Genomic DNA, 16,875 nt, shown 5'->3' with positions numbered 1-16,875 from the left:
GGTTTCCGTGCATCAGATCCCACTTCGCAAGCTTTCCGAACTCAAGCCTCAAGCTGCTATTCTCGACGGCACCGAACTGGCGTCCCGGGACGAACTCGCCAATCTGCAGCGCGAGCGCCTTGCCTGGACCCTGCGCCACGCCTACGAGAACGTCCCTCACTACAAGGCGAAGTTCGACGCAGCCGGCGTTCACCCGGACGACTTCAAGGAGCTGAAGGATCTCGCCAAGTTCCCGTTCACAAGCAAGGCCGATCTGCGCGACAACTATCCCTTCGGCATGTTTGCCGTTCCGCAGAACCAGATCGCCCGCGTGCACGGATCGTCAGGCACCACCGGCAAGCCGACGGTCGTCGGCTACACCAAGCGCGACATCGATACCTGGGCCGATGTGGTGGCCCGCTCGATCCGCGCCAGCGGCGGACGCCCGGGCATGAAGGTGCATGTGGCCTACGGTTATGGCCTCTTCACCGGCGGATTGGGCGCGCATTACGGCGCCGAGCGACTCGGCTGCATGGTCATTCCCATGTCGGGCGGCATGACTGAGCGGCAGGTACAGCTTATCCAGGACTTCCAGCCGGACATCATCATGGTGACGCCGTCCTACATGCTCGCGATCCTCGACGAGTTCCGCAAGCAGGGCCTCGATCCGCGAAAGTCCTCGCTGAAGGTCGGCATCTTCGGCGCGGAGCCGTGGACGAACGCCATGCGCGGGGAGATCGAGGAAGCCTTCGACATCCACGCGGTCGACATCTATGGTCTCTCCGAGGTCATGGGGCCGGGCGTCGCCTGCGAATGCGTCGAAACCAAGGATGGCCTCCACATCTGGGAAGACCATTTCTATCCCGAGATCATCGACCCGCTTACAGGGGAAGTCCTGCCTGACGGCGAGGAAGGAGAACTCGTCTTCACCTCGCTGACCAAGGAAGCGATGCCGGTCATCCGCTACCGCACCCGCGACCTGACGCGTCTCCTGCCCGGCACGGCCCGGACCATGCGCCGCATGGAGAAGATAACCGGCCGCACCGACGACATGATGATCATCCGCGGCGTGAACGTTTTCCCCAGCCAGATCGAGGAAAAGCTCCTGGCGATTCCGGCCCTCTCGGGGCATTACCAGATCATCCTGACCCGCGACGGACGCATGGATCAGATGGAAATCAAGGCGGAGATCCGGCCCGACTCCGATTATCCGGAGACCCGCAAGGCGGCGGCCGAGCGGCTCGGACAGGCGATCAAGGATACCATTGGCATCACGGCTCGGGTAAATGTGCTCGATCCCGAAGGTATCGAACGCTCTCTCGGTAAGGCGAGACGGGTGATCGACCACAGACCGAAAGAATAGACGAACCCATGGCCCGCACCCGTGCCACCGATTACGGCGACAAACGCCGGGCGATCCTCGATCGCTCGGCCGAACTCTTTGCCGAACATGGTTACGACCGTGCCTCGATGAGCAAGATCGCTGAAGCCTGCGGCGTCTCCAAGGCCAACCTCTACCACTATTACAAGGACAAGGAAGAGCTGCTCTTCGACGTCATCCGGTTCCACCTCGAGGAATTGCTCGAAGCGGTGGAAGCCGCCGACAGACCCGACCATGCCCCGGAGGCCCGCCTCAAGGAGCTCGTCACCGCCCTGCTCGAAGCCTACCGCGATGCGGACGCCCAGCACAGCGTGCAGATCAACGGCTTGCGGCTTCTGCCGAGCGACCGTCAGGGCGAACTGAAGGCAATGGAGCGCGATCTGGTGAAGATCTTCTCCGATGCGGTCGCCGGCGTGGCGCCGCAGATCAAGGGAACCAAGCTGCTCAAGCCGGTGACCATGTCCCTCTTCGGCATGATCAACTGGCACTATCTCTGGTTCAAGAGCACCGGTGAGGTGACGCGCGCCGATTATGCCGAGCTCGTCTCGCAGCTCATCGTCGACGGCACCCGCAATCTCCGAGCGGAACCCGCTGCGCCGTCACGGCAGGTCAGCGCCGCCGAATAGCTTTCCTTCGCACATCACTGCAGAGACACTTGCTCGCCGATCTCGGACGGTTTGTGTCCGGGAACGTTCAGGCCGAACCGCGAGAGGATCGGGTGAACGCGGCTCTGCCATTGGGCGATGAGCCCGTCCCGGCCCTTCTGGCGCAGGCCGTATTTCCGATGCTGCGCAAAATGATCCGATGTGCTGCTGCCGAAGCTGTCGGCGACGCGCGGATACCAATAGTTCACCGAAGCCTGGGCATCGATCGGGTCATGTCCCCTGTCGAGGGCCGCCTTCAGCCCGTGCTCCCCAAGCTCCGCGTGACGCGTTTCGGCAGGCAGGATCTCCGACAGCGCATCCGCGAGAGGCTGATAGGAGCCGCGGGTCAGCTCGTCGAGCTGCACCACCGTCGCCTGCCCCATCAGGCAGTTCATGACCACGGAATCGACCCAGCCATTGATCGGGTAATGAAATACGTTGAGGCGCATGTCGCCATCGATGCGCCTGGTGCCGAGATCGACGCTGCGGTCGAGGCGCGCCGCCCAGGGATGGGCGCCGACATACTGCGTGGTATTGGCGCCGAACTGCTCCATCAAGTCCAGGATCCGCCGCGCATGGTTGAACTTGTCGAAGACGATGCGCGTCGCCGTGATCCGCTCCTTCAAGCCGGGAGCGAGATTGATGCAATCGGCGAAACCGGAGGCGCCGGCCATTTCGGAATCGACGAAGATCGCCATCAGGCGCATGAGCTCGCCGCGATAGCGCGGCGTGACGTTGTCCGGCGCGCTCAACCGGCCGCCGCCGACCACGAAGCTGACGAGGCTCTCTTCATCGACCATGGGATCGTCTCCCCTTATCACTTGTCGAAATCGACCAGGATCTTGTCGCTCACCGGATAGCTCTGGCAGGTCAGGATGTAGCCGCGCGCGATCTCATAATCTTCGAGCGCGAAATTCGCATCCATGTCGACCTCGCCCTCGACCAGCATCGCGCGGCAGGTGGAGCAGACGCCGCCCTTGCAGGCATAGGGCAGCTCCATCCCCTCGTGCATGGCGGCATCGAGCACCGAAGCCGTGCCTTTCTCGAAGGACAGGGTGCGAGAGCGCCCGTCGATGACGATGGTGGCTTCGCACAGATTCTTATGGTCTTCCGCAGCCGTCTCCTCCGGCCTGCGCTGGCGGCGGCTCGGGGTCGAGGTGGCGAAAAGTTCGAACTTGATCTGCCGCTTGTCGAGCCCGTGCTCCTCCAGGCTCTGGGCGACGCCCAGCATCATGTCCTGCGGCCCGCAGATGAAAGCCGTGTCGATGGACGACACGTCGATCCAATGGTCGAGGAGCTGGTCGCACTTCTCCCTGCTCAGGCGCCCGTTGAACAGATCGATGTCCTGCTGCTCGCGGCTCAGAATATGGATGAGGCTGAAGCGTTCGAGGTGTTCGTTCTTCAGATCCTCCAGTTCCTCGCGAAACATGATCGAGCTCGAGGCGCGGTTGCCGTAGAACAGGGTGAAGGAGGATTGCGGCTCGGCGACGAGAGTCGTCTTGACGATGCTGAGCAGCGGCGTGATTCCGCTGCCGGCGGCAAAGCCCACGAAATGCCGCTTGCGGGTCTGATCGAGCGGCACGAAGAAATTGCCCATGGGCGGCATCGCCTCGATCGTCTGACCAGGCGACAGCTGCTCGCTAGCCCAGTTCGAGAAGGCACCGCCCGCGATCTTCTTGATGCCGACCCGCAGTTTTCCTTCCATCGGAGCGGCGCAGATGGAATAGGAGCGCCGCACCTCGTCGCCGTCGATCTGGGTGCGCAGGGTCAAATACTGTCCCGGCGAGAAATGGAACGCGTCCTTATGCTCCTCCGGCACGTTGAGGGTGAGAACGATGGCATCTCGGGTCTCGCGCCGCACATCGGCGACGGTGACGGGATAAAACCTGGTCATGGAGCGTCCGCTCGTTGTCAAATGCACTTGAAATAGTCGAAGGGCTCGAGACACGCACGGCACTGGTACTGCGCCTTGCATGGGGTCGAGCCGAACTCGCTGATCCGAGCCGTGTTCTCCGAGCCACAGCGCGGGCAGGCGATCGTCAAAGGCTTGCGCAGGAAGCGGTCGAAGGGCGACGGCTTGTCCGCCTTCTCCTCGGCCGGCGGTGCGATGCCGTAGGCCTGCAACCGCTGCCGACCTTCCTGCGTGATCCAGTCCGTCGTCCAGGGCGGCGAGAGGCGCCGCTCGATCCGCAGGTTGTTGAGGCCCTTCGCCCGCAGCGCCATCTCGATGTCGAGCGCGATGACGCTGGTCGCGGGGCAGCCGGAATAGGTCGGCGTGATCGCGACGACAAGCTCGTCGTCGTCCCAGCGCACATCGCGGACGATCCCGAGATCCGTCACCGAGACCACCGGTACTTCCGGATCGGGGACGTCATCCAACCAGGTCCTGATCTGATCCAGGTTCGGGCGCGTCAGGCTATCCGTCATGGCATCCCGCTCCTTACCATGTCGCGTTAGGATAGGCCCGCTGCAGGAACTGGAGATCGGCGAGAATATAACCGAGATGCTCGGAATGGAGGCCCTGCTTGCCGCCCTTCTGCGCCCAGCCCGGCTGCGGCAGGCTCAAGGTCGCCTCCTCGGCCGTCGCGCGCACGAGGCCGAGCCACAGATCGCGCAAGCTCGCAGGATCGGGACCCAATCCGTCGCGGATGATCGCTGCGTCGACCGCATCGGCGTCGAACAGCTCGCCGGTATACACCCAGAGGTCGTCGATGGCTTCCTGCATGCGGCGATGGCTCTCCTCCGTGCCGTCGCCGAGGCGCAGCACCCATTCCTGGCTTCGCTCCAGGTGATAGGTGACTTCCTTGAGCGCCTTTGCCGCGATCTCCGCGATGCGACTGTCCGTGGAGCCGGTGAGTTCGCGCAGCAGCAGGTAATGCCAGGCGTCGAAATAGAACTGGCGTGCCATGGTCACGGCGAAATCACCGTTCGGCTGCTCGACCAGAAGCACGTTGCGGAAGTCGCGCGCGTCGCGAAGATAGGCGAGCTTGTCGGCATTTCGCCCCTTTCCTTCGACCTCGCCCGCAAGGTTCAGCCAGAGTTGCGTTTGGCCGATGAGATCGAGAGCGACATTGGAGAGCGCGAGATCCTCCTCGAGCGCCGGCGAATGACCGCACCATTCGGACAGGCGGTGCCCCAGGATCAGGGCATTGTCGCCGAGGCGCAGCAGATACTCGAAAAGCGCATCCTGTCCGGCCATCACATGTGCCCCAGCTCTTCAGGGATGTCGTAGAAGGTCGGATGGCGATAGACCTTGCTGTTGGCGGGATCGAAGAGCGGACCCTTCTCGCTCGGCGAGCTCGCCGAAATGTCGGACGCCCTCACGACCCAGATGCTCACGCCCTCGTTGCGGCGCGTATAGACATCGCGCGCATTCATGATCGCCATCTCGGCATCCGGCGCATGCAGGGAGCCCACATGCCGGTGAGACAGACCATGCTGGCTGCGGATGAACACCTCCCAGAGAGGCCATTCCTTCTTGTCGGTCATCGATGCTCTCCCGCTTATGCCGCCTTGGCCTTCGCCCGTGCCGCCTTCTTCGCCGCATAGGCGTCCGCGGCATCGCGTACCCATTGGCCCTCTTCGTAGGCCTTCACCCGCGTACGCAGGCGCTGGCGGTTGCAGGGGCCGTTGCCGGCGATCACCTGATAGAATTCGTCCCAGTTGATCTCGCCGAAATCGTAATGCCCGCGCTCCGCGTTCCACTTGAGATCCGGATCGGGAACGGTAAGGCCGAGATACTCGGCCTGCGGCACGGTCTGGTCGACGAATTTCTGGCGCAGTTCATCGTTGGAATTGATCTTGATCTTCCAGCGCATGGATTGCGCGCTGTGAACCGATTCCGCATCGGACGGCCCGAACATCATCAGCGACGGCCACCACCAGCGGTTCAACGCATCCTGCGCCATCTGCTTCTGCTCGGGCGTGCCCTGGGCGAGCTTGGTCAGCGCATCATAGCCCTGGCGCTGATGGAAGCTCTCTTCCTTGCAGATGCGGATCATAGCGCGCGAATAGGGACCGTAGGAGCAGCGCTGCAGCGGCACCTGGTTCATGATCGCAGCACCGTCCACGAGCCAGCCGATGGCGCCGATATCGGCCCAGGTCAGGGTCGGATAATTGAAGATGCTTGAATACTTTGCCTTGCCGTTGTTAAGCTGCTCCAGCAATTCGTCGCGGCTCACGCCCAGCGTCTCGGCGGCGCAGTAGAGATAGAGGCCGTGGCCGGCCTCGTCCTGCACCTTGGCGAGCAGGATGGCCTTGCGCTCGAGGGTTGGCGCGCGGGTGATCCAATTGCCCTCCGGCTGCATGCCGATGATCTCGGAATGAGCGTGCTGGGAAATCTGCCGGATCAGGGTCTTGCGGTAGGCCTCCGGCATCCACTCCTTGGGCTCGATCTTGATGTCGGCATCGACGCGCTCCTGGAAGGCACGCTCCTCCGGAGACATCTCTTCCTTGGACTGAATGTGATCGACGCCCGTCTTCACCATCTGTGCGTACACGGCGCTTCTCCCTGTCTTCTTGAAACCTGTTCCGTCGCTCCGGCGCGGGTCGGGATCCGCTCAAAGGCCAAGTTGGCCCCAAGGGCACGTCCCATCAGCCTTGAGACTAGCTATTCAACGCAAATCGGGCGTCCGTCGCCTCATCCGCGCGCAAAATCCCTTGCCGAATCCTATATCGAGCTCAATATGTCACAAAAAAATTTCTTTTCAATATTTTTTGTAACGCTTTTATCAGACAGCCTGTCGTGGAGCCAAAGGGCGGATCGCCGCAAACCTTTGCCTGAAGTCCCGATCGACCTCCGGTAAAGGTCCCTGATCGTTCTGGGCATGGGCATCGAGCCACCGCTCTGCGGCCGGAAGCAGGGTCTTGTAGATCGCGCCGCAGAGGTCCCGCGCGGCACTTCCCGCCCACGGGTCCGGCAGAAGCTGGGCAGGCAGCAGCGGATCCTTCAGAACCGCCCTGCGGTAATCGTGGATCAGGAGGATTCGAACGAGGAGCGCGTCGAGGGTGGTGAACGAAGCACCCCGTTCGAGTGCAGCGAGCGTCTCCGAATAGGTGTCGATGAAGCGCCTGTAGCGGCTCTCGATCTCGGCAAGGGGCCAGGCTCGCTCGGCGAGGCGCCGGGCGGTTGGGAGATCGGATGGGATCCCCGACAGGCGCAGGAAGGCGCCGTTCTCGGCCGCCATTGCAGGAGCAATCAGAAGGTCGGGACCGAGAGACCCGTAGCCGGCCACTGACAATTCACTGCGAAGGGGACCTCTGTCCTGGCCATTGTCGAGCAGAAGGAGATCGAAGGCGCCCTGCCAGTCCTGTGGCGGATCGGCATAGATCCGCAGGGTTGCCCGTGCGAAGGCTTCATGTCCTTGGCCCGTGAGCCGGTAGTAGCTGTTGCGCCCCACCTTCCAGCGCTCGAACCAGCCGTCACTGACGAGGCGAGACAAGGCCGTTCTCACAAGGGTGTCGCTGATGCGGAAGGCACGCATGATGTCGTGCAGGGAGCTTAACGACAGCACCCCTCCCCTCGGAACCACCGCGTCGCCGAACACGGTGACAATCAGGGAACCGGCCCGGATCGGCGTCCGCTCGTGGAATGCGTCCAGGAGAGTTTCGACAAACGCGGCCATTCGGCCTCACTCCAGTTCCTCAGTCCCTGACGCTCCAGGCGCCAAGCCCAACCCCGTCTATCCGCAGCCGACTGCAACTGTCGAGCCGAACACCGCTGCGGGCAACCCCAAAATTCCTTGACTAACCGGCCGGTCGGTCAATAATACGGCGAGGACGCAGCATCGCCCACACGGCTGCGCATAAAACGCCAAGGTGCCCCATGAGACTTGAAAGCTTCATTCGCGGAAGTTGGATGTCGCCCGGCCAGGATCTGGCCCAGATCCACAGCGCCGTCACCGGCGACGTGGTCGCAGAGGTGGCGAGCGGTGGTCTCGATATGGGCGAGGTGCTCGCATACGCCCGGCAGGTCGGTGGCCCGGCCCTGCGGCGGATGACCTTCCATCAGCGCGCGGAGATGCTGAAGCGTCTCGCCGTCTACCTTTCGGAGCGCAAGGACCAGCTCTACACGCTGTCATTCCAGACCGGTACCACCCGCATCGACAACTTCATCGACGTGGACGGCGGCATCGGCACCCTCTTCGTCTATGCCTCCAAGGGACGGCGTGAGCTGCCCAATACCACTTTTCTCCTGGATGGCAATGTCGAACCTCTCTCCAAGGAAGGCACTTTCGTCGGCCAGCATGTGATGACGCCGCTCAACGGCGTCGCCGTGCACATCAACGCCTTCAACTTCCCCTGCTGGGGCATGCTCGAAAAGCTCGCGCCGGCGATCCTGGCCGGTGTGCCGGTGGTGACGAAGCCGGCGACGATCACCTCCTATGTGGCGCATGCGCTCGTCCGCATGATCGCCGAATCCCGCATTCTCCCCGATGGCGCGCTTCAATGCATCGTCGGCTCCACCGGCGATCTCTTCGATCACCTGACCTGCCAGGATGTGGTGTCCTTCACGGGTTCCGCCGACACGGCGCAGAAGCTGCAGCGGCATCCGGTGATCGCGCGCGAGTCGGTGCGCTTCATCGCCGAGCGTGACTCGCTCAACGCGGCGATCCTCGCGCCCGATGCCGGACCGGGCACGCCGGAATTCGACCTCTTCATCAAGGAGGTCGCCAAGGAGATGACGGTGAAGGCCGGCCAGAAGTGCACCGCCATCCGGCGCGCCATCGCGCCGAACGAGCATGTGCCTGCCGTGATCGCTGCTCTCGGCGAGCGACTCTCCAAGATCAAGGTCGGCAATCCGGAACTCGAGAGCGTTCGCATGGGCCCGGTCGTTGGCCTCGGCCAGCGCCGCGATGTGCTCGCTCAGTTGGCGAAGCTGCGCAGCGAAGCGGATATCGTCATCGGCAATCCCGACGACTTCACCGTCGAAGGGGCCGATCGCGAGCGCGGTGCGTTCCTTCCGCCGCTCGTGCTGCACTGCCCGGATCCGATCCGCGCCACCAACGTGCACAGCGTCGAGGCTTTCGGTCCGGTTTGCACCGTGATGGGCTATGACGGGCTCGATCAGGGCGTGGCGCTCGCCAATCGTGGCGACGGCAGCCTCGTCGCCTCTCTCTATACCTACGATCCCGCCGCCGCGGCCGATCTGGTCTTCGGTGTCGGTGCCTTCCACGGCCGCCTTGTGCTGATCGACCGCGACTGCGCCAAGGAGCAGACCGGTCATGGCTCGCCGATGCCGCACATGGTCCATGGCGGCCCGGGTCGCGCCGGCGGCGGCGAGGAGCTAGGCGGCATCCGCGGCGTGCATCATTACATGCGGCGCACCGCGCTGCAGGGCTCGCCGGCCATGCTCTCGCGCGTGACGAAGACCTGGATCAAGGGCGCGCCGACCATCGAAGAGGGAAAGCATCCTTTCCGCTATTATTTCGAGGATCTCGCCATCGGCCAGACCTTCGTCTCGAAGGAGCGCACGATCACCCTCGAAGACATCGAGCACTTCGCCGAATTCACCGGCGACACCTTCTACGCGCATATGAGCGAGGAGGCGACGAAGAACCATCCGTTCTTCCCCGGCCGCGTCGCCCATGGCTATCTGCTTATCTCCTTCGCGGCAGGCCTTTTCGTCGATCCGGATCTCGGACCGGTGCTTGCCAATTACGGTCTCGATTCCTTACGGTTCATCAAACCCGTGCAGCCGGGAGAGACCATCAAGGTCCGGCTGACGGCGAAATCGAAATCACCGCGCAACGAGCAATACGGCGAGGTACGCTGGGACGTGGAGATCATGACGGACAAGGGCGAGACGGTTGCAACCTATGAGCTCCTCACGATGAACGCGGTGCGTCCATGACCGCGGGCGACGGTCCCGTCCGGCTCACAAGCACCTCTCCTGTGGCGTTGATCGAGATCGACAACCCGCCCGTCAATGCCACGTCGCAGGCGGTCAGAGCGGGATTGCTTGCAGCGATTCAGGAGGTCGAGCGCAATCCGCAGATCGAGGCCGCCGTGATTGCCTGCGCCGGACGCACCTTCGTGGCCGGCGCAGACATCCGCGAGTTCGGTCAGCCTCCGCGCGAACCGCATCTGCCCGACGTGATCGACGCCATCGAGGACAGCTCCAAGCCGGTCGTCGCAGCCGTTCACGGCACCGCACTTGGCGGCGGCTGCGAGATCGCCCTTGCCTGCCATGCCCGCATCGCCGAGCCGAGCGCAAGTTTCGGGCTTCCCGAAGTCAAGCTCGGACTGGTTCCGGGAGCGGGCGGAACGCAGCGCCTCCCAAGGCTCGTCGGCCTCGAGGCGGCTCTCGATCTCGTCTCCAGCGGGCGCATGGTGAAGGCGGCGGAAGCCTTGCGTCTTCGCCTCATCGACCGGATTTCCTCCCGCGATCTCCGTCAGGAGGCGACGGAACTCGCACGGGAGCTGATCGGCAAGCCGATCCGACGCACCGGCGAACAGGTTGTTGCCGGCATCGATAGCCAAAGCGCTTCCGCAAAAGTCGCGGAGATCCGCCGCAAGGCCAGAGGCGCCGAAGCGCCCGGCAGGGCAGCGGAACTCGCTCTGCTCGCTGCGGACCTGCCGCTGAAAGAGGGGATGGCGCGCGAGCGCGAAACGTTTCTGGCCCTGCGGGGATCGGAGCAGTCGGCGGCCCTGCGGCACGCCTTCTTCGCTGAGCGGGAGGTCACGCGACTGCCGGGCCTCGATGGGGTTGAGCCGCGCCCGGTCCAGAAAGTGGGCATCGTAGGCGCCGGAACCATGGGTTCCGGCATCGCCATCGCCTTTGCCGATGCGGGTTTCGACGTCAAAGTCGTCGAGACGAGCGAACAGGCGCTCTCCGCGGGTGAGGCGCGCATTACCGACACCTATGAGAAGCAGTTTGCGAGCGGCCGGCTCTCGGCTGCGGCAAGGGGTGAGCGCCTGCAGGCCATCGGGTATGCGGTTGGAACGAGCTCCCTGTCGGATCGCGATCTCGTCATCGAGGCGGTGTTCGAGGATCTGGACGTGAAACGGGCGCTTTTCCGCGATCTCGATACGATCCTGAAGCCTGGAACAATTCTGGCAACGAATACCAGTTACCTTGATATCAATCTGATAGCCGCTGCCACTTCACGGCCGGCCGATGTGGTGGGGCTGCATTTCTTCAGCCCTGCCAACGTCATGAAGCTGCTCGAGATCGTGCGGACCGATGCGACGGCCGACGATGTCGTCGCCACGGGCCTCGCTCTCGCCAAGCGTCTGCGCAAGATCCCCGTTGTCTGCCGGGTTTGCGACGGCTTCGTCGGCAACCGTATCCTGTCGCGTTATCGCCAGCAGGCGGAGTACCTGCTCGAGGAAGGCGCGCTGCCGCACGAGGTCGATGCGGCGCTCGAATCCTTCGGCTTCCCGATGGGTCCCTTCGCCGTGTCGGACCTCGCCGGCCTCGATATCGCCTGGGCGCGCCGCAAGCGTCTGGCCCCCAACCGCGATCCGCGCGAGCGCTATGTCGACATCGCCGACCGACTCTGCGAGGCAGGACGTTTCGGTCGCAAGACGGGAGCGGGATGGTATCGCTACGAGGGCGGCAAGCGGGAGATCGATCCTGTCGTGACGGCCCTCGTCGAGGAGGCCTCGCAGCGGCGCGGGCTGACGCGGCGCACGATCTCGGCGGAGGAGATCCAGTCCCGCATCCGCACCGCCATCGTCAACGAGGCCTGTAAGATCCTGGACGAGCGCATCGTCGAGCGGCCGCTCGACGTCGATGTGGTGATGATGAACGGCTATGGCTATCCGGCCTGGCGCGGGGGCCCTCTGTTCGAAGCGGATCGCGTGGGGCTGCAATTCATCCTCGATCAGGCGAAGGAACGGGCCGAACTGGACGGTCCCGGCTGGGAGGTCGCCGAGGGCCTTGTCAGGCGCGTGGCTTCGGCGGAAAAATTCTATCCGTAAACCCGCGCCTCGAGAGCGCCGGATGAACCACAGAAGCAATGGCTGGGGCAAGACATGACCACGTTCGACCGCGCGACCGCCGAGGAGATGATCACCGGCGTCTTCGCGCCCTGGGTGCAGGAGCTCAACCTCTCCATCGAGGCTCTCGACAAGGACGGCGCGACCTTGCGCATGCGGTTCTCCGACAGACTGTGTCGCGACAACGGGGTGATCTGCGGGCAGGCGCTCATGAGCCTTGCCGACACGGCGATGGTGTTCGCCGTGTCGTCCGCGGCCGGTGCCTACAGGCCCATGACCACGGTCGACCAGACGATGCATTTTCTCCGCCCTGCCATGAAAACGGACGTGCTGGCCGAGGCGAAGGTCGTGCGCCTGGGGCGCACCATGGCCTTCGGCAGCGTGACGCTTACAGCCGAGGGCGATCCGCGCCCCGTGGCGATGGCGCAGCTCGCCTATGCGCTTTTGTCGGAGAACAAGTAGCGTCTCAGGAACGCCGTCGCGATGGGCGCCATTCCCATCCACTTCGCTTCAATCGGGAAGGACAGTGGCGTACCGCCTCCCACGTCATGGCCGAGCTTGTCCCGGCCATCTCGATAAGAAAAGCCCGGCGCTTCACAGCATCGGGATCACCGGCACAAGGCCGGTGATGACGTAGCAGTGTAAGTATTGATGATATTGTTGGGCACCGCGCTCAAAACGGCAGCGCCACGCTGGTCTTGATCTCCTTCAGGATCACGTTGGTGCGCACATAACGGATGCCGGGCAGGCGGAACATGAACGCGTCGAGAAACTCGTTGTAGGCCTTCATGTCGCGCACCACGACGCGCAGGTGATAATCGGCATCGCCAGTCGTCGCGAAGCATTCCATCACCTCGGCGCGTGCTGTTACACGTGAAACAAATTCGTCGACGAATTTCGCGTCGTGCCGCTCGAGCGAGACATGCAGGATGGCGGAGGTGGTGAAGCCCGCCTTTTCACGATCGACCAGGGCCGCATAGCCGACAATCACGCCCGTCTCTTCGAGCGCTCGCACGCGCCGCCAGCAGGCGGAGGTGGACATGCCCACATCATCCGCCAGCTGCTGGTTGGTGGTGCGGCCCTCCTTCTGCAGCTGGGCCAGAATGTGCTCGTCCTGCTTCTCGATCACAGCGGCCTCCCACTTCGGTAATTTCTACCATTTATAATGCCCTTTTGCTGAATTTCTACCGAGAATGGCCGGAGGAAGGGATAGATAGGAAACTCCTACCAGCAGTTCAGGATTATTCTAGAGAAGCCGGCAAATGGCGCTTTTCGTTCCGGGAACAGGCTCATGGACCACGCCCCCTCACTTGACTCCTATCGGCTCGCCGACCGGTACAACCGCGACACAGGCAGGGTCTTCCTGACAGGCACCCAGGCCCTCGTCCGCATCGTTCTCGATCAGGCCAAACGGGACAAAATGGCTGGCCTCGACACGGCGGGCTTCGTTTCCGGCTATCGCGGCTCGCCGCTGGGCGGGGTCGATCTCGAGCTCTGGCGCGTGAAGGATCAGCTCAAGGAGAACCGCATCGAGTTCCTGCCCGCCGTCAACGAGGATCTTGCCGCAACCGCCGTGCTCGGCTCGCAGCAGGTCGAGACCAATCCCGACCGGCAGGTCGACGGCGTATTCGGTCTCTGGTACGGCAAGGGGCCCGGCATCGACCGTTCGGGCGATGCGTTGAAGCACGGCAACGCCTATGGCTCCTCGCCTCATGGCGGCGTTCTGGTGATCGCCGGCGATGACCATGGCTGCGTCTCCTCCTCGATGCCGCATCAATCCGACGTCGCCTTCATGAGCTGGTTCATGCCGACGCTGCATCCGGCGAGCGTCGCGGAATATCTCGAGTTCGGCGAATACGGCTATGCGCTGAGCCGCTTCTCCGGCATGTGGGTCGGCTTCAAGGCCGTGTCGGAAATCGTCGAATCCGGCGTCTCGGTCGAGCTGCATGCGCCGCGCCAGTTCGTCGAGCCCGAATTCACAGCCCCGCCCGGCGGCCTGCATTATCGCTGGCCGGATCTGCCGGGACCGCAGATCGAAGAGCGCATGGAGGCGAAGAAGCACGCGGTCTATGCCTTCGCCAAGGCGAACCCCATCGACCGGCGCATCTACGACATCCCGCAGGCGACCTACGGCATCGTCACCGCCGGCAAGGCCCATCTCGATCTGATGGAGGCGCTCCGCCTCATCGGTCTTAACGAGGTCGCCTGCCGCGCGCACGGCATCGACATCTACAAGGTCGGCATGGTCTGGCCGCTCGCCCTGCACGACGCGCTGGAATTCGTGAAAGGCAAGCGCGAGATCCTCGTCGTCGAGGAGAAGCGCGGCATCATCGAGAGCCAGTTCAAGGAGTACTTTTACGACTATCCCGGCTCCAAGCCCGAGCGCATGGTCGGCAAGCACGACGAGGCGGGCAAGCGGCTCATTCCCTGGACTGGCGAATTGTCCCCGCGCTTCCTCGCCGGCGTGCTGGCGCAGCGCCTCGATGCCATCTTCCCCGATCTTAATCTCGCGAAGCGCGTGGCGGCGCTTAACCCGGATCCCGAGCGCACCATCGTTGTGCCGGGCGCGACCCGCACGCCCTATTTCTGCTCCGGCTGCCCGCACAACACCTCGACGAAGGTGCCGGAAGGCTCGAAGGCGCTCGCCGGAATCGGCTGCCATTTCATGGCGAGCTGGATGGACCGGGAGACCTCGTCGCTGATCCAGATGGGCGGCGAGGGCGTGAACTGGGCGGCATCCTCGCGATTCACCGGCCAGGGCCACATCTTCCAGAATCTCGGCGAAGGCACCTATTATCATTCGGGATCGATGGCGATCCGGCAGGCCATCGCGGCGGGCGCCAACATCACCTACAAGATCCTGTTCAACGATGCGGTCGCCATGACCGGCGGGCAGCCGGTCGACGGCCCCGTGAGCGTGCATGCCATCGCTCATAGCGTGCGCGCGGAGGGCGTGTCGCGGATCGCGCTCGTGTCGGATCATCCGGAGAAGTTCGAGCTCGCCGATCTGCCGAACGGCGTGACGATCCATCCGCGCGAGGATCTCGATGCGGTGCAGAAGGAACTGCGCGAGATCTCCGGCGTCACGGTGCTGATCTACGAGCAGACCTGCGCCACGGAAAAACGCCGGCGCCGCAAGCGCGGACAGATGGAGGATCCCAAGCGCTTCGCCTATATCAACGACCTCGTCTGCGAAGGCTGCGGCGATTGTTCGGTGGCGTCGAACTGCCTGAGCGTCGAGCCGAAGGAGACGCCCTTCGGCCGCAAGCGCAAGATCAACCTCTCCACCTGCAACAAGGACTTTTCCTGCCTCGAAGGCTTCTGCCCCAGCTTCGTCACTGTGGAGGGCGCCGCACGCAAAGCGAAAACGACATCCGGTTTCGATGCGCATGCCCATGCCGCAACGCTCCCATTCCCTGCTCTACCCGCTCTCGGCAAGCCGTTCGATCTGCTTGTCACCGGCGTCGGCGGCACGGGCGTGGTCACCGTCGGCGCGCTCATCAGCATGGCGGCACATCTTGAGGGCCGCGGCGTGTCGGTGCTGGACTTCACCGGCTTCGCCCAGAAATTCGGGCCTGTGCTCAGCTACCTGCGTATCGCGGCAAAGCCTGACGAACTGCATCAGGTCCGCATCGATCAGGGCGCGGCCGATGCGCTGATCGGCTGCGATCTGGTGGTCAGCTCATCGCCGAAGGCGTCCGGCACCTATCGGCATGGCACGCGCGCCGTGGTCAACACGGCGGAGATGCCGACAGGCGACGTGGTGCGCTTCCGCGATGCCGATCTTGCGAGCCGCACGCGGCTTCGCGCCATCGAACGCGTCATCGGCAACGGCAACATGGCAACGGTCGATGCCAATGCGCTTGCCGATATGCTGCTCGGCGACACCGTCTATGCCAATGTGATGATGCTCGGCTTCGCCTGGCAGCAGGGATTGGTGCCCGTATCCTTCGAGGCGCTCGCGCGCGCGATCGAGCTCAACGGCGTCGCCATCGAGCGCAACCGCCAGGCCTTCGCCTTCGGCCGGCTGCTCAGCGCCGATCCCGACGTGGTGCATCGGGCTGCCGGCGACAAGCCCGCGGAACCCGAGACCCTCGACCAAATCATCGCGCGCCGTGCCACCTTCCTGACCGCTTATCAGAATGCCGCCTATGCCGCCCGCTTCGAGGCAATGGTGGCGCGCGTTCGCAAGGCGGAAGCCGTCATCGGTTCCGAGACGCTGACCGACGCCGTGGCACGTTCCCTCTTCAAGCTCATGGCCTACAAGGACGAATACGAGGTCGCGCGCCTGCACATGGAGACCGGCTTCCTCGATGAGCTGAAGCGCGAGTTCGAGGGCGATTACACGGTGCATTACCACCTCGCGCCTCCGCTGCTGCCGTCCAAGCTCGACGCGCGCGGCCGTCCGAAGAAGCGGAGTTTCGGTCCATGGATCCAGACGCCGATGAAAGTGCTCGCCCGCCTGAAGGGCTTGCGCGGCACGCCTCTCGACATCTTCGGCTACACCGCCGAGCGGCGCACCGAGCGGGCGCTGATCGGCTGGTATGAAGAGCAGGTCGAGACAATCCTCGCCGGCCTCACACCGGAGCATTTCGGCGAGCTTCTGGCGATCGCCAAGGCACCGATGGACATCCGCGGCTACGGCCCAGTCAAGGAGGCTGCGATCCACAAGGTGAAGACGGAGGTCGAACGCCTGTGGGAACGCGTCGAGACGGAGACGACCGTCATAGATTCGCGCAGGCCGCAAGCAATACGTGTCTGAGGCAGGCGGCCGCCGCATTGTGTCATCCCCGGCGCACGAAGTGCGGGAAGGGGATCCGTAGCGCTGAGCATGCGGGAGGATTCTCTTTCCTCGCTCCGCTCGCCGGGAATGACACCCTCCACCGTCATCCCCGGACTTGTTCCGGGAACCCACGTCTTTACAGCGTG

General features: G+C 63.7%; 14 protein-coding genes. 6 read left to right on the top strand and 8 right to left on the bottom strand.

From position 1 onward, the window contains the following. Window positions 1–7: 7 nt before the first annotated feature. Together paaK and JKL46_RS02880 are read left to right on the top strand one after the other, a co-directional pair. Window positions 8–1,342, top strand: a complete 1,335-nt coding sequence (paaK, locus tag JKL46_RS02885; RefSeq protein ID WP_201829903.1) for a phenylacetate--CoA ligase PaaK — start codon at window positions 8–10, stop codon at window positions 1,340–1,342. Window positions 1,343–1,350: 8 nt separating this feature from the next. After that, complete coding sequence (locus tag JKL46_RS02880) at window positions 1,351–1,986, top strand: TetR/AcrR family transcriptional regulator (RefSeq protein WP_201829902.1); 636 nt, start codon at window positions 1,351–1,353, stop codon at window positions 1,984–1,986. 14 nt (window positions 1,987–2,000) lie between these two features. Here JKL46_RS02880 and JKL46_RS02875 read toward each other — a convergent pair whose 3' ends face one another. From JKL46_RS02875 to JKL46_RS02845, 7 genes are all read right to left on the bottom strand, one after another. Beyond that, on the bottom strand, window positions 2,001–2,804 hold the full coding sequence (locus JKL46_RS02875) for a Phenylacetic acid catabolic protein (RefSeq protein WP_201829901.1): 804 nt from the start codon (window positions 2,802–2,804) through the stop codon (window positions 2,001–2,003). Between the two features lie 17 nt (window positions 2,805–2,821). Beyond that, on the bottom strand, window positions 2,822–3,898 hold the full coding sequence (gene paaE / locus JKL46_RS02870) for a 1,2-phenylacetyl-CoA epoxidase subunit PaaE (RefSeq protein ID WP_201829900.1): 1,077 nt from the start codon (window positions 3,896–3,898) through the stop codon (window positions 2,822–2,824). Between the two features lie 17 nt (window positions 3,899–3,915). Beyond that, window positions 3,916–4,431: a 1,2-phenylacetyl-CoA epoxidase subunit PaaD gene (gene paaD, locus JKL46_RS02865; protein WP_201829899.1), complete on the bottom strand. Its 516-nt coding sequence runs from the start codon at window positions 4,429–4,431 to the stop codon at window positions 3,916–3,918. Window positions 4,432–4,444: 13 nt separating this feature from the next. After that, window positions 4,445–5,203, bottom strand: coding sequence for a 1,2-phenylacetyl-CoA epoxidase subunit PaaC (gene paaC / locus JKL46_RS02860; RefSeq protein WP_201829898.1), 759 nt, complete (start codon window positions 5,201–5,203; stop codon window positions 4,445–4,447). Next, on the bottom strand, window positions 5,203–5,493 hold the full coding sequence (gene paaB / locus JKL46_RS02855) for a 1,2-phenylacetyl-CoA epoxidase subunit PaaB (RefSeq protein WP_201829897.1): 291 nt from the start codon (window positions 5,491–5,493) through the stop codon (window positions 5,203–5,205). The genes paaC and paaB overlap by 1 nt, the downstream gene beginning before the upstream one ends. 14 nt (window positions 5,494–5,507) lie before the next feature. Next, window positions 5,508–6,503 (bottom strand): 1,2-phenylacetyl-CoA epoxidase subunit PaaA, encoded by a 996-nt coding sequence (paaA, locus tag JKL46_RS02850; RefSeq protein WP_201829896.1) that lies wholly within the window; start codon window positions 6,501–6,503, stop codon window positions 5,508–5,510. A 231-nt stretch (window positions 6,504–6,734) separates the two neighbouring features. After that, window positions 6,735–7,628, bottom strand: coding sequence for a PaaX family transcriptional regulator C-terminal domain-containing protein (locus JKL46_RS02845; protein ID WP_201829895.1), 894 nt, complete (start codon window positions 7,626–7,628; stop codon window positions 6,735–6,737). A gap of 200 nt (window positions 7,629–7,828) precedes the next feature. On the opposite strand from JKL46_RS02845, the gene paaZ reads away from it, so the two are divergent. Genes paaZ through JKL46_RS02830 form a run of 3 tightly spaced genes read left to right on the top strand, consistent with a single transcriptional unit; the run spans window position 7,829 to window position 12,408 of the window. After that, complete coding sequence (paaZ, locus tag JKL46_RS02840; protein WP_201829894.1) at window positions 7,829–9,856, top strand: phenylacetic acid degradation bifunctional protein PaaZ; 2,028 nt, start codon at window positions 7,829–7,831, stop codon at window positions 9,854–9,856. Further along, window positions 9,853–11,928 carry a 3-hydroxyacyl-CoA dehydrogenase NAD-binding domain-containing protein gene (locus JKL46_RS02835; protein WP_201829893.1) on the top strand — a complete coding sequence of 692 codons (2,076 nt, stop codon included), beginning with the start codon at window positions 9,853–9,855 and terminating at the stop codon, window positions 11,926–11,928. The genes paaZ and JKL46_RS02835 overlap by 4 nt, the downstream gene beginning before the upstream one ends. A 54-nt stretch (window positions 11,929–11,982) precedes the next feature. Next, window positions 11,983–12,408: a PaaI family thioesterase gene (locus tag JKL46_RS02830; RefSeq protein ID WP_201829892.1), complete on the top strand. Its 426-nt coding sequence runs from the start codon at window positions 11,983–11,985 to the stop codon at window positions 12,406–12,408. A gap of 211 nt (window positions 12,409–12,619) precedes the next feature. On the opposite strand, the gene JKL46_RS02825 is transcribed toward JKL46_RS02830, so the two are convergent. After that, complete coding sequence (locus JKL46_RS02825) at window positions 12,620–13,075, bottom strand: Lrp/AsnC ligand binding domain-containing protein (RefSeq protein ID WP_201829891.1); 456 nt, start codon at window positions 13,073–13,075, stop codon at window positions 12,620–12,622. 162 nt (window positions 13,076–13,237) lie between these two features. On the opposite strand from JKL46_RS02825, the gene JKL46_RS02820 reads away from it, so the two are divergent. Then, entirely contained in the window at window positions 13,238–16,708 is a 3,471-nt protein-coding gene (locus JKL46_RS02820) for an indolepyruvate ferredoxin oxidoreductase family protein (RefSeq protein WP_201829890.1), read from the top strand. Window positions 16,709–16,875 lie beyond the last annotated feature (167 nt).

Origin of the sequence: Microvirga zambiensis WSM3693, from assembly GCF_016735695.1 — a bacterium.
Taxonomy (GTDB): Bacteria; Pseudomonadota; Alphaproteobacteria; order Rhizobiales; family Beijerinckiaceae; genus Microvirga; species Microvirga zambiensis.
This window is presented reverse-complemented; position numbering and strand designations above follow the sequence as displayed.

Coding starts and splice junctions, on each gene's coding strand:
- JKL46_RS02880 (WP_201829902.1), top strand. CDS start 1,351: ATGGCCCGCACCCGTGCCACCGATTACGGCGACAAACGCCGGGCGATC.
- JKL46_RS02875 (WP_201829901.1), bottom strand. CDS start 2,804: ATGGTCGATGAAGAGAGCCTCGTCAGCTTCGTGGTCGGCGGCGGCCGG.
- paaE (WP_201829900.1), bottom strand. CDS start 3,898: ATGACCAGGTTTTATCCCGTCACCGTCGCCGATGTGCGGCGCGAGACC.
- paaD (WP_201829899.1), bottom strand. CDS start 4,431: ATGACGGATAGCCTGACGCGCCCGAACCTGGATCAGATCAGGACCTGG.
- paaC (WP_201829898.1), bottom strand. CDS start 5,203: ATGGCCGGACAGGATGCGCTTTTCGAGTATCTGCTGCGCCTCGGCGAC.
- paaB (WP_201829897.1), bottom strand. CDS start 5,493: ATGACCGACAAGAAGGAATGGCCTCTCTGGGAGGTGTTCATCCGCAGC.
- JKL46_RS02845 (WP_201829895.1), bottom strand. CDS start 7,628: ATGGCCGCGTTTGTCGAAACTCTCCTGGACGCATTCCACGAGCGGACG.
- paaZ (WP_201829894.1), top strand. CDS start 7,829: ATGAGACTTGAAAGCTTCATTCGCGGAAGTTGGATGTCGCCCGGCCAG.
- JKL46_RS02835 (WP_201829893.1), top strand. CDS start 9,853: ATGACCGCGGGCGACGGTCCCGTCCGGCTCACAAGCACCTCTCCTGTG.
- JKL46_RS02830 (WP_201829892.1), top strand. CDS start 11,983: ATGACCACGTTCGACCGCGCGACCGCCGAGGAGATGATCACCGGCGTC.
- JKL46_RS02820 (WP_201829890.1), top strand. CDS start 13,238: ATGGACCACGCCCCCTCACTTGACTCCTATCGGCTCGCCGACCGGTAC.